We start from the raw sequence: 16,667 nt of genomic DNA, 5'->3' as shown, positions 1-16,667 counted from the left end.
TAGACTATAATACACTAAAATATCTTGCCTCAGGGTGAGAAAATACCATAGCCGTTACGGACGCTTCTGGCTCCATCATGAATCCTTCTGTTAATGAAATACCTATTTCCTCTGGATGAATTAAGCGAAATAGCTTTTCTTGATCTGCAAGTTCTGGACACGCCGGATAACCAAATGACACGCGTATTCCTCTATATTTCGTACGGAAACGTTCTTCCATCGTCAGTTCAGGTGAGTCTGGAATGCCCCAGCGGTCACGAATGAGCATATGTGTTTTTTCAGCAAGTCCTTCTGCTAATTCAAGCGCTAACGATTGAATGGCATGACTACGTAAGTAATCACCTTTCGCCTTCCACTCTTCAGCAATGTCCCGAACTCCTTCCCCAACCGTAACAGATAAGAAAGCAACATAGTCCATCTCATCTCCAATTGGGCGCAAATAATCGCCTAAAGTACGATAGGGGGCCTTTCCTTGTCTAGGGAACGTGAAACGCTCTATAACACGCGTATGATCTTCTGGATCATATATTACAATGTTTTGTCCATCGCTTTGCGCTGGGAAAAATTGATACACTGCTTTTGGCTTTAACCAAGATTGTCCTTCTTGCAATAATTCATCTATTAAATCATTTAATTCATGCGCTCTCTTATCTCCCTCTTTCAAAAGCTTTTTCACATTTCCTTTTAATCCAAGGTGATGCCCAAGTAGCATTTGTCTATTTAAAAATGGAGCGAGATGAAGGGCGGGAATATCGCGTAATACAATTCGTTTTGTTGAATCAGGCACGATAACCTCAGCCTTTGGTAATGGCTCAATTACTGCTGGAATTTCTACTTTCTTCTCCTCTTTTTTTACGATATGAAGATGCCGTTCTTTCTTATCCTGTTTCATCTTCTCACGCTCTTCTTCTTTTTGAAGCTTATTAATAATATCGAGCCCCGTCATCGCATCACTCGCATAACAAACGAGCCCTTTATATGATGGTGAAATCCGATTATCTGTAAACTTTCTCGTTAACGCTGCACCACCTACAACAATGGGAACATCAATATTTGCTGCTTTTAAATCTTCAGCAGTCGTTACCATTTGTTGCGCTGATTTTACTAATAAACCTGAAAGTCCTATAATGTCCGGATTCTTTTCTTGTACTTCTTGAACAATTCGATCTGAACGTACATTAATTCCTAAATTAATAATCTCATACCCGTTATTCGCTAAAATAATTTCAACGAGATTTTTCCCAATATCATGCACGTCACCTTTTACAGTTGCTAATAATACTTTCCCTTTTTTCGCACTATCACTAGATTCCATATATGGCTCTAAATAACTTACAGCAGCTTTCATACTTTCGGCACTTTGCAATACTTCAGCAACAATAAGTTCATTATTATTAAATAGTCGTCCTACCTCGTCCATCCCTGTCATAAGCGGACCGTTAATAATATCAAGAGGTTTTCTTCCTTCTTCAAGTGCAAGACTTAAATCCTCGTGTAATCCTTGTTTCGTACCTTCTACAATATAATTTGCTAGTCTTTCATTAAGCGTTAACGTTTCTTGCACAACGACATCTTTCTTTTTAGCGACTCGGTAAAAGTTTGTAAATTCTTCTAACGTCTCTTTAGTCGTTTCAAACAGTAATGCATCTGCAAGGTGTTTTTCTTCCTCTGGAATCGACGCATAGCGTTCTAATTTTTCCGTATTAACAATCGCGTAATCTAATCCAGCCTTCGTAGCATGATATAAAAAGACGGAATTCAATACTTCACGTCCAGCTGGTGGTAAACCAAATGATATGTTACTTACACCTAAAATCGTTAAACACTCTGGTAACGCTTCTTTAATAAGACGAATTCCTTCTATAGTCGCTGCCGCTGAACCAATATATTCTTCATCACCTGTCCCTACTGGAAACACAAGTGCATCAAAAATAATATCTGACGGACGTATTCCATATTTCGTCGTTAATAATTCGTAACTTCTTTTTGCAATTTCTAATTTTCTTTCAGCACTTACTGCCATACCATCTTCATCGATTGTACCAACTACAATTGCAGCACCATACTTACGAAGAAGCGGTGTTACCTTTTCAAAACGCTCTTCTCCATCTTCTAAATTAATAGAGTTGATAACAGCTTTTCCTTGAATATAAGTAAGTGCTCTTGCCATAACATTTTCATCCGTTGAATCAATCATAATCGGTACTTTTAACACTTTCGTAACTTCTGTCAAAAATTTCTCCATATCTTCTATTTCATCACGATCAGGATCTGCCATACAAATATCAATAATATGAGCATTTTTCTTCACTTGCGCCCTTGCCACTTCAGCAGCCTCTTCAAATTTCCCTTCTGCTACTAATCGTTTAAATTTAAGTGATCCAATAACATTCGTTCTTTCACCTACAAATAACGGTCTCATAGACTCATCGTATTGCAGTGCCTCCAATCCACTAATTCCATGTCCTTCTCTCTCATGATGGTCACGAGGCTTAAGAGATGCTAGCGCGGATTTCATTGCTTTTATATGTTCTGGTGTCGTGCCACAACAACCACCGATAATATTAACCCATCCTTCTTCAGCAAATCGCTTCACCTTTTCAGCAAGAGAAGATGGAGATTCATGGTAATGTCCATCTTCATCAGGAAGACCTGCATTTGGATAACAAGAAATGTAACACTCCGATAAATCAGATAGTGAACGAATATGGTCCCTCATAAACTCCGGACCAGTCGCACAGTTTAATCCAACAGATAATGGTTTCATATGTTCTACTGATAAATAAAAAGCTTCAATTGTTTGCCCAGCCAGAGTCGTTCCCATTGGCTCAATCGTTCCTGAAATCATAATAGGAACCGTTTTTTTCATTTCTTCAAAAGCAGCTTGAATTCCAATATAAGCTGCTTTCACGTTACGCATATCTTGACTCGTCTCAACGAGTAATACATCAACTTCTCCTTTTAACAATCCTCGTGCCTGCCTTGTATAAGCCTCAATCAATTCTTCAAAAGTCACACCACCTGTAACACTAATTGCTTTCGTTGTTGGTCCCATTGCTCCTGCAACATATACTTCCTTCCCGCTTTCTTTAACAGCTTGCTTCGCCAAAAGTGCTGCCTTTTCATTTAGTTCTTCATCTAAATGAGACAGCTCATAATCACTTAGTACAATATTCGTTGCCCCAAATGTATTTGTTTCAATAATATCCGCTCCAGCTTCAATATAAGCTTTATGAATTTTTAAAATAACGTCTGGTCTTGTTTCTACTAAATATTCATTACAGCCCTCGTACTCTTCTCCTCCGAAATCTTCAGCAGTTAAATCCTCTTGCTGAATCATTGTCCCCATTGCCCCATCTAATATTAAAATGCTATTCTGTAATTTTTCTTCTATACACTTCATCAATTAATACCTTCTTTCACTTCTTGCTTTTCTCTTACATATTTAACAAGATGTTCTGTAATTTCATACTTTAAAAATGGTGTAATAAGATAAATACCATTAAAATATTTCATCGCTATGTCGATTAATTCTTGCGAAATGCGAATCCCTTCCTCAATTGCTGCCTCTTTCGTTTCGTGTCCATCCATTCTCTCTCTTATTTCTTCAGGAAGAGTAATACCCGGCACCTCAAAATGAAGAAAATCTGCATTCCGCTTACTTACTAACGGCATAATTCCAATAAAAATAGGTTGTTCCAAATGCTTTGTCGCTTCATACACTTCTTCAATTAGCGCGATATCGTAAATTGGCTGAGTTAAAAAATACTCCGCTCCAGCATCTATTTTTCGTTCCATTCGCTTAACCGCTGCTTTTAAGTGCCTCACGTGAGGATTAAATGCGCCGCCTACAGAAAACCTTGTCGCCGGTCCAATTGATTTCCCTAAAATTGAACGTCCATCGTTCATTTCTTTAATCATTTTAATGAGCTCAATAGAGGATAAATCATATACAGAAGTTGCACCGGGAAAATCACCAACGCGCGCTGGATCACCAGTTAAAGCTAGCACTTCTTCCATCCCTAACGCCGATAAACCTAACAAATGAGATTGTAGTCCAATGACGTTATGATCTCTACACGTTAAATGTGTCAATACTGGGATATCATGCTTGGTTAATAACGCACCCATTGCCATATTCGAGATGCGAGGCGATGCTAATGAATTATCTGCTAGAGTAATAGCATCTGCTCCCGCTCTTTTTAACGCTCTTGCTCCTTCAAAAAAACGCTGTGTATCTAACGTTTTCGGTGGATCTAATTCCACTACAACTGTCGTTTGTTTTTTCGCTTTCTCTGCTAGAGTGACGTGAGCCTTCGAACGTTTCTCATGCGTATGAACGACTTTCGGCCTTTGAATCGTGTCTTTTTCTATTACAGGGGTAATATTCGCAACAGCGCGCTTCATACTTTGAATATGTTCTGGAGTCGTACCACAACAACCACCCAATAATCGAATACCTTGCTCAATAAATCTCGGTGTCATCGCTTCAAAATAAGCTGGGCTTCCCTCATATACATAACGTCCCTCCACATAATTCGGGAGACCTGCATTTGGGTATGCTGATAAATAGCCATTTTGCGGAATCGATATCATTTTGAAAGCTTCCGTCATATGAAGCGGCCCTAGTTGACAATTCAATCCAACAACATTTGCACCGCAATCTATAAGTTGCTTTAATATTTCATTGACATCATTTCCATTTTGAGTCGTACCTGCTTCATGTAACGCTAATTGAGCAACAATTGGAATATTCGTTTGCTTACGCAATACTTTAACGGCATGAAGTAATTCAAATTCATCGTAAAAAGTTTCTAATAGTAATCCATCAACCTGTTCTTCTAGTAAAGCCCCTGCCTGTTCAAGTAGCATAAACTCCCTTTCCATATCAGTCGTTGTAACGGCTCCGATGTGTTTCATACCACCAATTGTTCCTAAAATTGCATTTCTGTCTGTAACAGATGCTTTCGCCAGTTTTACTGCCGCTCTATTAATTTCTGTAACTTGATTTTCTAAACCATACATACGTAATTTCGTCTCATTTGCCCCATACGTATTCGTTTGAATTACATCTGCTCCAGCAGCTACATATTGTTTATGAATCGATATAATTAAGTCTGGATCAGATACATTCAATTCTTCAAAGCTACTTTGCAAACCATGTGAATGCAATAACGTCCCAACCGCACCATCACCTATTACAATTCCTTTTGATAATAAATCTAGTAATTTCACGAATCTCCCTCATTTCTATCAATATAAAAACCCCCTCTTCACTTTGAAGAGGGGGACATAATCGTTCCTCCTCTTATTATGCAAAACATTCGTTTTGCAGGTATTAGCACCGTTTCAAACATTTCGTTTGAAGGTTGCCGGGTTTCACAGGGCCTTTCCCTCCACCGCTCTCAATAAGAGTTGTCTTTATTATTTTATTTATGTAGCTAAAAGGAAATGCGTTCCCCTTTTAACAATGTTTGTTAATTTTTTAATAAATTTAGCATGCACAAAAGTAAAAGTCAATGATACTTGCGGAAAAATAAAAATTATTTAAAATAAACTTGCAATTCAATTATCTTTTGTTGTAAAGTTAAAAACATAATAAAAATTTCATACGAACATTCTTATCTAGAGAGGTAGAGGGACTGGCCCTATGACGCCTCAGCAACCATTAACAGTTTGTTAATAAGGTGCTAATTCCAGCAAATTGTGAAAGATTTGACAGATGAGAAGAAGACTCTATTCAAACCGAAAGCCTTCTTCTTAGAAGGCTTTTTTTATTTTATATTCACTTAATGTTTCAATTTAAAAAGGAGGAATTTTCACATGTCAACAACCGAAACGAAACTAGCACAAATCGGAAATCGCAGTGAAACTACAACAGGAACGGTTAATCCACCGGTTTATTTCTCAACCGCTTATCGTCACGAAGGAATTGGTAAATCTACTGGCTTTGACTATTCACGAACTGGCAATCCAACTCGCGGTCTTTTAGAACAGGCGATCGCAGACTTAGAATATGGCGAACAAGGTTATGCCTGTAGTTCAGGGATGGCGGCTGTTCTCCTCGTCCTTTCTCTATTCCGCTCTGGAGACGAACTTATTGTATCTGAAGATTTATACGGAGGAACGTATCGATTATTTTCTGAGCACGAAAAAAAGTGGAATGTTCGATGTAGATACGTAAACACACAATCTATTAAACAAATTGAGCAAGCTATCACAACTGAAACGAAGGCTATTTTCATAGAAACTCCAACTAATCCATTAATGCAAGTTACTGATATTGCTGCTGTCGCAACTGTAGCGAAAAGGCACGGACTACTTCTTATTGTAGACAACACATTCTACACACCTTATATACAGCAACCATTAACAGAAGGTGCTGACATTGTACTCCATAGCGCAACGAAATATTTAGGGGGACATAACGATGTACTAAGCGGACTTGTCGTTGCAAAAGGAATGGAACTTTGCGAGGAAATCGCTCATTATCATAATGCATCAGGCGCGGTTTTAAGCCCATTTGACTCATGGTTATTAATTCGCGGTATGAAAACGTTAGCGCTTCGCATGAGACAACATGAAGAAAATGCGAAAGCAGTTGTTGCATATTTAAATGATGAAAACGGGGTGACAGATGTATTTTATCCAGGAAGAGGCGGCATGATTTCATTCCGCCTTAAAGATGAAGCTTGGATTAATCCATTCTTACAATCTTTATCCTTAATTACATTTGCAGAAAGTCTTGGTGGTGTAGAAAGTTTAATGACTTATCCAGCAACGCAAACACATGCTGATATTCCTGAAGATATTAGAACAGCAAACGGTGTATGCAATCGTCTTCTTCGATTCTCCGTTGGCATTGAAAATAGTAACGATTTAATTCAAGACTTAAAGCAAGCCATTAAACTCGTAAAAGAAGGTGTAAAAATATGAGCTATTCTATAGATACACTCTTACTACACAACCAATATAAACATGACTCACAAACGGGCGCTGTGAACGTTCCCATTTATAACACATCAACTTTTCACCAGTTTGATGTAGATACGTTCGGAAAATATGACTATAGCAGGTCAGGAAATCCAACTCGTGAAGCTCTTGAAGATATCATTGCTTTATTAGAAGGTGGAACAAAGGGATTCGCCTTTGCATCAGGCATTGCAGCGATTTCCACTGCATTCCTCCTTCTTTCACAAGGTGATCACGTACTCATTTCAGAAGATGTATACGGAGGCACTTACAGAGTGATAACTGAGGTACTCTCCCGTTACGGTGTTTCACATACATTTGTTGATATGACCAATTTAGAAGAAATAAAACAAAACATTAAACCAAATACAAAGCTCTTTTATGTAGAAACACCTTCTAACCCACTTTTAAAAGTGACAGATATCCGCGAAGTTTCTAAACTTGCAAAATCTATTGGCGCTCTTACTTTTGTTGATAATACTTTTTTGACACCACTATTCCAGAAACCACTTGAACTTGGAGCTGATGTCGTTCTTCATAGTGCTACAAAATTTATTGCTGGTCATAGTGATGTTACTGCCGGATTAGCAGTAGTAAAAGATGCAGAACTCGCTCAAAAGCTTGGATTTTTACAAAATGCATTCGGTGCTATTTTAGGGCCTCAAGATTGTTCTCTCGTACTTCGTGGCCTAAAAACATTGCATGTACGCCTCGAGCATTCAGCTAAAAATGCCAATAAAATTGCACATTATTTACAAGAGCACGCTAAAGTACAAAATGTCTATTATCCTGGATTACAAACGCATCTCGGATTTGATATTCAACAATCTCAAGCAACATCAGCTGGAGCGGTCTTATCGTTTACTTTGCAGTCAGAAGATGCACTCCGCCAATTTTTGTCAAAAGTAAAATTACCCGTTTTTGCAGTTAGTTTAGGAGCGGTAGAGTCAATTCTTTCTTACCCAGCAAAAATGTCACATGCAGCACTGTCGCAAGAAGCTCGTGATGAAAGAGGGATCTCTAATTCATTACTTCGGTTATCAGTTGGCCTTGAAAATGTTGACGATTTAATATCCGATTTTGAAAATGCCCTTTCTTATGTAGAAGAACCTGTAAATGTATAGAATGAATAGAAGATATGAAATTAAGTTTTCATATCTTTTTTTATGCTGTCTACCATACTCGTTTTAGTGCTTTTCTGTCTATATAGTTCATTAAAAAATAAAATTTTTATCTATTTCCAAGTAATGGATTAATTGATATATTAAGAAATAAAAAGGAGCAAAAATAATGGATACTTGTACAGATATTTTAATCGTTATCGATTTACAAAATGGAGTATGTTATAGCGGAGAGCATCTATTTGATTTACAGAACTTACTAACAAAAGTAAATCAAAGAATTTCTTCATACAGAAAATTAAATAAACCAATCCTTTTTGTTCAACATTGTGATGATGATTTAGTACCCGAGAAAGAAAATTGGGCTATTCATACCGATCTAGATGTTCAAGAACAAGATTTTTTTGTAAGAAAAACACATGCAAATTCATTTTATAAAACAAACTTAAAAGAAATTTTAGATCAATTATCTGTAAAGCGCATTGAATTTTGTGGTGCCCAAACAGAGTACTGTATGGATGCTACGATTAAGTTTGCCCACGGACTGGGATACGAAAACTTTATGGCACAGAAAACAACCTCTACGTTGAAGAATCCTTTTATGTCCGCAAAAGAGACGATTGATTTTTACGAGAACATATGGAATCACAGGTTTTTAACGTTGCTAAAAGATGAATTTTAGAATAAATGACTAATGACTTGATTATCCTAAGATTTATCAGCTGTAATCAAATATTTCGTTATCATCATAAAGAAGCGAATTACATTCAGCTTCTTTTCTTTTAAACTGTTTTATATTCTATATATATCATTACAATTCCTTTGTCATATTATTTTAAAAATTTTGTATATTCATTTGAAAGAATAAGAAAATCATGATAAAATTGTGTTACAAATATATCTATATCTTTCAATTTTTAAAACGCATCGAAATTTTCACCCAAAAATTTTATTTTACAAAAACGTGCTAATTTACCTATTTTATTTACATCAGGGTCTCTTTTCTTACAATTTCTTTACTTTAGGACTTTTTTTCTGCAACAACTATTTTCTTTTCTTTAAATTTTTGGTATGTATAGTATGGTATAATAGCTCACACGGAGGTGGAAAAGAACATGTTAGAAACCTTTCAAAAAGAATTAGAACTATATGAAAGTAATGCAGAATTATTAAAAGTACTAGCTCATCCTGTTCGTTTATGTATCGTAAAAGGATTAATTGAGCGCGGTCCAAGCAACGTTTCTACAATGTATACTGGCTTAAACATGCCACAATCTACAATTTCACAGCATTTAGCAAAATTAAAAAGCGCTAAAATCGTTTCTAGTGAAAGAAAAGGATTGGAAATTTATTACAAAGTAGAGAACGAAACAATAATTCAACTCGTTCGCGTATTATTAGGTTAGGGACTAATAATCGAAGAAAAAGAACGTATTCTATATTTTTCATCTCATATCTTTAATATAAATATATATCATGAGAGGAAATATATAATACTACATAAGTCGTATTAAAAAACAAGACACAGTATATACTGTGTCTTGTTTTTTTATATTGTTACATACTGCTCCAAATGCAAATGTTGCATATCTTTTGTATGTATAACAACATCAAACGCACTCCCTACTCCTCCATTCAAAATCATAGAACGAACTGCTCGATTTTTTTTTTGCGTTTCAGAAAAAGGATTCGTATCTTGATGGCTCGTAAGCTGTTCTAATATTCCTGCAGCTAACAAGAACTCAGATTGTTTCTTATGCCATACTGCACTCATTCCCTGCAGACTAAACATCTCAGTTAGCTCGTCCCAATGAATATGAGTAGTAAGATCCATTTCACCTGGATACGCTAGTGGGTTTCGTATTAGCTTATGCTGATAATACCCTCGCAAACTTCCTTCACGGTGTGCTGGATGCATCCATTCTTCTTTTGTGTATCCGTAATCAACTGTAATACATATACCTTTTTGAAACCATTTCGCAATTTCTTTTATATACTCCTCCATCACAATTGGTACTTCAAAACGTTGCCCTTCAGCAATATGAATATTATATTTCAATAAATATCGACCAATTCTTTTATCTAACGGCCTACATACTTCTGAAAGGTTTCCTTCCTCTGTATATGTAATACGTACTTCATACAACATACCATTTCTTTTCTCAATTATTTCAACAGGAAATGCATCAAACAACTCATTCGAAAAAAGAATTCCCTCGAAAGAATCTCCCATTTCACTATAGGAGGTATAGTACGATACATTAGAAAATGAGCCAAGTTGCTCCTGCTGTAATTTCCTATGAAAAGGGCTCACTTCAATCATTGAATAGTTTAAATCAATAAAGGTTTTTGGAGATAATTGCTTCCATTCTTGTAAAACATCATAGGCAAACTTTCCAGTTCCCCCACCAACCTCACAAATATTCGAAGCAACTTCACCATTTTCAACAAGACGAATAAAAAGTTTAGCAAAAGTTTTTGCAAAAACAGAGGATACATTGCTACTTGTAAAAAAATCCCCTTTTCTTCCAATCTTTTCACGTTCTTTCATATAATATCCATGACCTTCTGTATACAATACAAGGTTCATATACGTACTATATGAAATTGAATAATCCTTTTCTTTCCCCATCCATTCTCTTAAAATGAGCTCCATTCCCATAATGACTCCTTATTGTAAAAACGGATTATTTTCTTTTTCAAAGCCAATGCTTGTTTCTGGACCATGTCCACATAACACCGCTGTTTCATCTGGTAATACAAATAATTTCTCTTCAATACTTCCAATTAATTCAGCAAAACTTCCACCAGGCAAATCTGTTCTTCCAATGCTCATTTGGAACAATACATCTCCTGAGAATACAGCATTCGCCTCTTTACTATAATAAGAAATACTTCCTGGAGAATGTCCCGGCGTCTCAAAAATTTCAAAATTAAATGATCCAATTGTTAATGTACCTTCTGCATCAATAATATGATCCGCTGGTTTTGCTGTAATACTGCGGTTCATCATAAAAATTTGAGAGCCGTTTACAGTTGCATCTCCTAACCAATCTGCTTCTTCTTTATGTACGTATACAGGAATATAAAAAGCGTCTCTTACCGCATCAACAGCACCGATATGATCAAAGTGAGCATGTGTTAATAAAACCGCCAATGGTTTTAATTGTTCTTCTTGTAAATATGTAACGAGCTTTTCACCTTCATGACCAGGGTCAAAGATAATGCACTCTTTTTGATCGTTCATTAAAATATAAGCATTGGTTTGCAATGGGCCTAACGGCATTTGTATCCATTTCATATGAAATCTCCTCCAATTATTAAACTTACTTTTAATGATACAACATTTCTTTCTCTGAGGAAAAGAAAGGATGCTATCTCGACAATCATTTTTAAAACATGTACAATATAAAAGAGTAAATATTCCAAAAACTCATAATAAGAAATGGGTAGACAGAGGAGGATATTGTATGGGCCTTGTTATTATTTTTACACTTGTCACTCTGTTAGCTGTATTTGCTACGCTTAGAACACTTCGTGAAAAAAACTTTTTCGCGAGCGGCTTTGCAATTGCAACTGTACTCGTTTTCGGATGGTTTACGATCATGACTGTTCTATATAACGGGTATCCACCAGCAGCTTAATTCGTTTACACTTTATTCTTCATCGAGATTTCACACAAAAAGAGGAAGGGTTCCCCCTTCCTCTTTTCATATTTCACATCTTATATCATCTTCGCTTCGTATTTGTGCTTTTTTACAAGCCAAGCTCCTCCGATAACACCTGCATCATTACCAAGTGTTGCAATAGCTAACTTCGTGCTCTTTACAGCACGTGAGAAAGCGTATTGCTCGAAATAGCGTTGAATTGGTTCTAATAGCGCATCTCCAGCTTTAGACACGCCTCCACCAATAACAATTTTCTCTGGGTTCAACGTACTAGAAAGGTTCGCTACAGCTAATCCTAAATAAGAAGCTACTTTTTCTACTACTCCGCCTGCTAATTCATCACCTTGTCCAAGTGCTTCAAAGACATCTTTTGATGTAATACGTCCTTCTTCAGCTAACATAGAACGCAACATGCTTTCTTTATTAGTCTCTTGTATTTTTTGCATAGCAACACGTACAATACCTGTTGCAGATGCTACTGTTTCTAAGCAACCAGACTTCCCGCAATTACATGGGAAAGCATTTTCTGTAACTACTGTAATATGTCCAATCTCACCAGCAGCACCACTCACGCCGTGTACAATCTCACCATTGGCGATTACACCACCACCAACGCCCGTACCAAGTGTCATGCAGATTAAATCTTTTGCACCTTCACCAGCACCTTTCCACATTTCACCAAGCGCTGCTAAGTTTGCATCATTATCAATAACAACAGGTAATCCTGTTTCTACTTCTAATAAATCTTTTAGCGGATAGTTTTTCCACCCTAAATTAACCGCTTCATAAATCATTCCAGATGCCACATGTACAGGGCCAGGAGCTCCCATACCAATACCAATTAACTTGCTCTTCAATTCGCCTAATTCTTCTAGCTTTTTATCAATTGCTTTCGCAACATCAAGTGTAATATGTTTTCCTTGCTCACCTGTATTCGTAGGGATTTCCCACTTATGTAAAATTTCACCGTATACATTAATAAATGCTAATTTAATCGTTGTACCACCAAGGTCAACACCAACTAACCATTTCTCTTCCATGTTGCTTACCTACCTTTATCTAATTCTTATTTAGCTCTTTTTGAATTTCTTGCTTCAATAAAAATAAAGCTGTTTGATAGTCTTGTGGATCGATTAGCTGTGATTGATTTAATTCACGCAATTCATCTTGCATTAATTGTAAATCTGCAATTCGATCTCCCGTATAAATAATCGTACCAAATTTCTTTAGCAATTGCTGAATATCATAAATAGATACCATTTCATCACCCTCTATGCTTGCTTACTATAAAAAATTATAATAAGAAAACGTTCACATATTTTATTATAATCAAGAAGAAAAAGTCTCGTCAATTTTTATTTGTCTAGACAAGCTCATTTATAAGCATTGTTCCTTTTTCTGTAATAATTTTTTCTATATTTTTATCAAATGGCTCTACCGGAATGTGTTTTACCATTTGAAAACCATACGCTAATGATAGCGTTTTCCCTTTATAATGCACGAGATAACGATCATAATAGCCACCGCCGTACCCAATTCGCTCTCCTCGTTCTGTATAAACTACGCCCGGCACAATTTGAAGATCAATTCCATCCACATTCACTTCTTCCGTAAGCCCGGGAATCGGTTCGCGTAAATTCATATACACCGTTTCTAATTGATCAAAATTATTAATTTGCCGGAAGGACATCGTTCTTGTTCCTTTATTACACTTAGGAACTACAACTTTCTTTCCTTCTTCCCAAGCTTTTTCAATAATAGGATATGTATTTACTTCATTTTCCATTGAAAGAGTAATTCCAATTGTTTTAGCTTCAACCCACTCTTTTTGCGCATACAGCAAAAATGCAATCTGTTCTGATAAAGTTGTATACTGTTCTTCTGATAAAGAATTCATGTGTTCTATTATTTGTTTACGCAAACGCACTTTCTCTTCTTTCACACATTTCCCCCCTACAGTGACACTTTTCTCTATGATGATAGTGTATCACTTTTAACATAGGAATCGAATAAAAAAAGAAACAGTAGGAAAATATTCCTACTGCTTACTTTGTTTCACGGTGTAACGTAGACTTCTTGTCACGCTTGCAATACTTTTTAAGCTCGATACGCTCAGCGTTGTTACGTTTATTTTTCTTTGAGATATAGTTACGATCTCCGCATTCTGTACATGCTAGAGTAATATTCACACGCATTCTTATTTCCCTCCAGTACTAATAACTTAAATCAGACTATACTATAATACCACTTTTAAAATAAAAATTCTACACCTTTTGATATTGTCTAATTTTTTCTATAAGATTTTTCATGTTTTCCCTTGCTATTACTGGGTTTCTAGCATGTGAATACACTAAAAATTTTGGTTGTTTTGTGTCAGAAACGATATAAGACCACTCTTTTTCAGTATATTTGAACTGTACTCCTTCAAATATACCTTCTCCCTTCCTTTCTATATCATCCAATAATTTCCTCATAATTTCCCCTTTTTCATTCCATGAACATACCACTTCATCATAAAGTAAATAGAGCGGCGGTGATTGCTCTACTATGCTGAGAAACGTTTTTCCTTGCAATGCTATTAGCTCGAATAATTTTCCAATTCGATATAAAATATCTCGCTTCCACCTTACTTGAAACGACTTTCTTTCATCCTGCGTATAAAATAGAAGATAACATTCTCCTAACTTCAAAGACATCGGGTAAATATTTCCTGTCGATTCGAGTAAAAAATCCGGAATATCTACCTCTTCCAAATCTGTACCCTGGTAAATATTACTATGTTTATCGTATAACTCGAAATGATTTCCTTGCTCAGAAAACATAAGAGCCATATTCGCTTTACTTGATTTCATCAAAGCTTTCACATGATCTTTTTGTTCGCTTGCATAAATCCATGTAACTGTACAACCAAGTCTTTGCAGAAAGAGCATAAGTAAATGTTGCAACGTATCATTTCTCTTATTAATAAGAAGATGAAACTTCTGCATCTGTATTTTCTCGATATCAATATGCTCCAATATAACTTCTATATACTCATTCATAGAAACATGAACCAGCTCATTACGCCCCATTTCTTTCTCATGTACGTAATAAAACAATTCGGACATATATACTTGTTCTATCTCTTTTTGCTGCTTATACGTTAACGGCATGCCAGCTTGACTGTATAACTTTATAACAATCTCATTCTCATTCTCCACTTGAATGAAAACACCACCTGCACATTGCAAATGATGAACACTATATTGAAAAAGTGACTCGTTCATTTCTTTACATTCCATCGTATGAATCCCTATACCATGAATAGCATGTAAAAATAAATTTTTATAAGAGGTTGTTTCTATATTTTCTTGACTTCCAATTAATATACTCTCTCCTTTTGTAAAAAGAGATCCATACGCCATCGCAATCTTCACGATAAACTGGGGAGTAATTTCAACATTCCCTCTTCCTACAATGCGGCTTTTTTGTAACCAACCTGCACTCATTTCACTCTCTTGAATACCAGCTGCTCCTACTATCGAATGACTATCAATGGCCTTATAAGGCCATAGTTTTCCTTTTTGCTTAATTACCGTGCTTCTCCCAATATGACAGTGATCCGCTACAACGCTTTTTTGAAACAGTGTAACGTCATCTTCAACTATTGTACGCTCTCCTATTGTCGTTTCTAATAGTTCACAATACTTCCCAATGTGGGCATTTGCAAAAACAATACTTTTTTGAAGATGAGAATAATTTGAAACGATACTATTTTTCCCAATAATAGAATATGGCTCAATTACAGCTCCTGTACCAATCTTTGCTCCTTCTCCAATAAAAGAGGGGCCATGAATTTTCGTCCCTTTGCCAATCGTCACCCCTTCTCCCATCCATACCATCGGTAATACTTCCGTATAAGGAATAGGTACTTGTAACTTTTTCGTTAACAAATCAAATTGTGCTTGTCGATATTGATTAAATGTGCCGATATCTAACCAATAACCTTCTGACAAATATGCGAATAACACATTTTTATTTGCCAATAACGGAAACACATCATGACTAAAATCAAAAAATTGCCTAGGCGGTATGTAAGAAAAGATTTCTGGCTCCATAATATATATGCCTGTATTCACAACATTAGAGACTACCTCATTCCAGCCCGGCTTTTCTATATATCGTGTAACCTCCTGGTCTTTATTCATTACAACCAATCCAAATGAGAGTGGATTTTCTACTTCTTTCACAAACATTGTTACTATTCTTTTCTTTTGTTCATGAAACCTAATTCCTTCTGATAATTGAAAGTCAGTTAATGCATCCCCACTTATCACAACAAATGTTTCATCTAAAAATTGTTCTGCTTGTTTAATACTCCCTGCTGTACCAAGCGGAGGAGAGTCTTCAAAATAATACAAGTTAACTCCCCATTTACTACCATCACCAAAATATTGCTTAATGGTCGTACTCATATATTGAACAGTAATTGCAATTTCACGAATACCATGCTGGCGTAATAACTCAATATTGTATTCTAAAACTGGTTTTTCTAATAATGGTAACATCGGCTTTGGAGTATTACATGTTAATGGTCTAAGGCGTCTTCCTTTTCCTCCAGCTAAAATAACCCCCTTCATATACTTCAGCCTCCACTTATATAATGTTCAGTAGCTCCATATACCATATGTATATTCTCTATCCCACATGAACTAGCAGCATAAACTTGATTAGTTAAACGAATCCTCATTTAAAAGACCCTATAATTAAATGTCCCACCTATAAAAACGTACGGTTCAAACTCAAAGAAAGCGCTTACTATTAATTGATAAATAATACTTATTAACGAACAACATATATACTAATTTTCCCATTACATTATGATACATCTTATCATCATAAACTAAAGGAAACAACGAGCTTTTTT

14 protein-coding genes and 2 riboswitches are annotated in these 16,667 nt (G+C 36.0%); of the genes, 5 read left to right on the top strand and 9 right to left on the bottom strand.

Going from position 1 to position 16,667, the window contains the following annotated elements; all coding sequences use genetic code 11:
- Positions 1-4 precede the first annotated feature (4 nt).
- Positions 5-3,403, bottom strand: coding sequence for a methionine synthase (metH, locus tag ASE54_RS19275; RefSeq protein ID WP_014895333.1), 3,399 nt, complete (start codon positions 3,401-3,403; stop codon positions 5-7).
- Positions 3,403-5,235, bottom strand: coding sequence for a bifunctional homocysteine S-methyltransferase/methylenetetrahydrofolate reductase (locus tag ASE54_RS19270; RefSeq protein ID WP_000770367.1), 1,833 nt, complete (start codon positions 5,233-5,235; stop codon positions 3,403-3,405). Before ASE54_RS19270 ends, metH begins: the two co-directional genes overlap by 1 nt.
- A 70-nt stretch (positions 5,236-5,305) precedes the next feature.
- Positions 5,306-5,415: riboswitch (SAM riboswitch) on the bottom strand.
- A 203-nt stretch (positions 5,416-5,618) separates the two neighbouring features.
- Positions 5,619-5,729, top strand: a riboswitch (SAM riboswitch).
- Positions 5,730-5,823: 94 nt separating this feature from the next.
- On the opposite strand from ASE54_RS19270, the gene metI reads away from it, so the two are divergent.
- The 4 genes from metI to ASE54_RS19250 all read left to right on the top strand — a co-directional run bounded on the left by metI (position 5,824) and on the right by ASE54_RS19250 (position 9,499).
- The gene (gene metI / locus ASE54_RS19265; RefSeq protein WP_000108149.1) at positions 5,824-6,936 is read left to right on the top strand and encodes a cystathionine gamma-synthase/O-acetylhomoserine thiolyase; all 1,113 of its coding nucleotides are present in this window, start codon (positions 5,824-5,826) and stop codon (positions 6,934-6,936) included.
- Positions 6,933-8,096 (top strand): cystathionine beta-lyase, encoded by a 1,164-nt coding sequence (metC, locus tag ASE54_RS19260; protein ID WP_000122297.1) that lies wholly within the window; start codon positions 6,933-6,935, stop codon positions 8,094-8,096. Before metI ends, metC begins: the two co-directional genes overlap by 4 nt.
- A gap of 166 nt (positions 8,097-8,262) precedes the next feature.
- Positions 8,263-8,775 carry a cysteine hydrolase family protein gene (locus tag ASE54_RS19255; RefSeq protein ID WP_000379186.1) on the top strand — a complete coding sequence of 171 codons (513 nt, stop codon included), beginning with the start codon at positions 8,263-8,265 and terminating at the stop codon, positions 8,773-8,775.
- A gap of 433 nt (positions 8,776-9,208) precedes the next feature.
- A complete protein-coding gene (locus tag ASE54_RS19250) occupies positions 9,209-9,499 on the top strand; it encodes a metalloregulator ArsR/SmtB family transcription factor (RefSeq protein ID WP_000894377.1) in 291 nt (96 codons plus the stop codon).
- A gap of 143 nt (positions 9,500-9,642) precedes the next feature.
- On the opposite strand, the gene ASE54_RS19245 is transcribed toward ASE54_RS19250, so the two are convergent.
- Positions 9,643-10,755 carry an SAM-dependent methyltransferase gene (locus ASE54_RS19245; protein ID WP_000525134.1) on the bottom strand — a complete coding sequence of 371 codons (1,113 nt, stop codon included), beginning with the start codon at positions 10,753-10,755 and terminating at the stop codon, positions 9,643-9,645.
- Positions 10,756-10,764: 9 nt separating this feature from the next.
- Positions 10,765-11,394, bottom strand: a complete 630-nt coding sequence (locus ASE54_RS19240) for an MBL fold metallo-hydrolase (RefSeq protein WP_000871230.1) — start codon at positions 11,392-11,394, stop codon at positions 10,765-10,767.
- Positions 11,395-11,563: 169 nt separating this feature from the next.
- Here ASE54_RS19240 and ASE54_RS34870 point away from each other — a divergent pair, with 169 nt between their 5' ends.
- A complete protein-coding gene (locus ASE54_RS34870; RefSeq protein ID WP_000524852.1) occupies positions 11,564-11,737 on the top strand; it encodes a DUF2759 domain-containing protein in 174 nt (57 codons plus the stop codon).
- An 80-nt stretch (positions 11,738-11,817) separates the two neighbouring features.
- Here the strand turns inward: ASE54_RS34870 and glcK are convergent, their stop codons facing one another.
- From glcK to ASE54_RS19215, 5 genes are all read right to left on the bottom strand, one after another.
- Positions 11,818-12,801, bottom strand: coding sequence for a glucokinase (gene glcK / locus ASE54_RS19235; RefSeq protein WP_000391703.1), 984 nt, complete (start codon positions 12,799-12,801; stop codon positions 11,818-11,820).
- Positions 12,802-12,820: 19 nt separating this feature from the next.
- Positions 12,821-13,021: a YqgQ family protein gene (locus ASE54_RS19230; protein WP_000253699.1), complete on the bottom strand. Its 201-nt coding sequence runs from the start codon at positions 13,019-13,021 to the stop codon at positions 12,821-12,823.
- A 103-nt stretch (positions 13,022-13,124) separates the two neighbouring features.
- Positions 13,125-13,703, bottom strand: a complete 579-nt coding sequence (locus ASE54_RS19225) for a 5-formyltetrahydrofolate cyclo-ligase (protein WP_000656860.1) — start codon at positions 13,701-13,703, stop codon at positions 13,125-13,127.
- A 103-nt stretch (positions 13,704-13,806) separates the two neighbouring features.
- Positions 13,807-13,956: a 50S ribosomal protein L33 gene (gene rpmG / locus ASE54_RS19220; RefSeq protein WP_001265616.1), complete on the bottom strand. Its 150-nt coding sequence runs from the start codon at positions 13,954-13,956 to the stop codon at positions 13,807-13,809.
- Positions 13,957-14,025: 69 nt separating this feature from the next.
- Positions 14,026-16,380, bottom strand: a complete 2,355-nt coding sequence (locus ASE54_RS19215) for a sugar phosphate nucleotidyltransferase (protein WP_000679330.1) — start codon at positions 16,378-16,380, stop codon at positions 14,026-14,028.
- Between the last annotated feature and the right edge of the window lie 287 nt (positions 16,381-16,667).

This window comes from Bacillus sp. Root131 (assembly GCF_001429475.1).
Classification (GTDB): domain Bacteria; phylum Bacillota; class Bacilli; order Bacillales; family Bacillaceae_G; genus Bacillus_A; species Bacillus_A thuringiensis_S.
Note: the sequence above shows the minus strand (reverse complement) of the source record. Positions and strands in the feature narration are given on the sequence as shown.

Excerpts from the sequence above, each read along its gene's own strand:
- metH (WP_014895333.1), bottom strand. The coding sequence starts at position 3,403 with ATGAAGTGTATAGAAGAAAAATTACAGAATAGCATTTTAATATTAGAT.
- metI (WP_000108149.1), top strand. The coding sequence starts at position 5,824 with ATGTCAACAACCGAAACGAAACTAGCACAAATCGGAAATCGCAGTGAA.
- metC (WP_000122297.1), top strand. The coding sequence starts at position 6,933 with ATGAGCTATTCTATAGATACACTCTTACTACACAACCAATATAAACAT.
- ASE54_RS19255 (WP_000379186.1), top strand. The coding sequence starts at position 8,263 with ATGGATACTTGTACAGATATTTTAATCGTTATCGATTTACAAAATGGA.
- ASE54_RS19250 (WP_000894377.1), top strand. The coding sequence starts at position 9,209 with ATGTTAGAAACCTTTCAAAAAGAATTAGAACTATATGAAAGTAATGCA.
- ASE54_RS19245 (WP_000525134.1), bottom strand. The coding sequence starts at position 10,755 with ATGGGAATGGAGCTCATTTTAAGAGAATGGATGGGGAAAGAAAAGGAT.
- ASE54_RS19240 (WP_000871230.1), bottom strand. The coding sequence starts at position 11,394 with ATGAAATGGATACAAATGCCGTTAGGCCCATTGCAAACCAATGCTTAT.
- ASE54_RS34870 (WP_000524852.1), top strand. The coding sequence starts at position 11,564 with ATGGGCCTTGTTATTATTTTTACACTTGTCACTCTGTTAGCTGTATTT.
- glcK (WP_000391703.1), bottom strand. The coding sequence starts at position 12,801 with ATGGAAGAGAAATGGTTAGTTGGTGTTGACCTTGGTGGTACAACGATT.
- ASE54_RS19230 (WP_000253699.1), bottom strand. The coding sequence starts at position 13,021 with ATGGTATCTATTTATGATATTCAGCAATTGCTAAAGAAATTTGGTACG.
- rpmG (WP_001265616.1), bottom strand. The coding sequence starts at position 13,956 with ATGCGTGTGAATATTACTCTAGCATGTACAGAATGCGGAGATCGTAAC.
- ASE54_RS19215 (WP_000679330.1), bottom strand. The coding sequence starts at position 16,380 with ATGAAGGGGGTTATTTTAGCTGGAGGAAAAGGAAGACGCCTTAGACCA.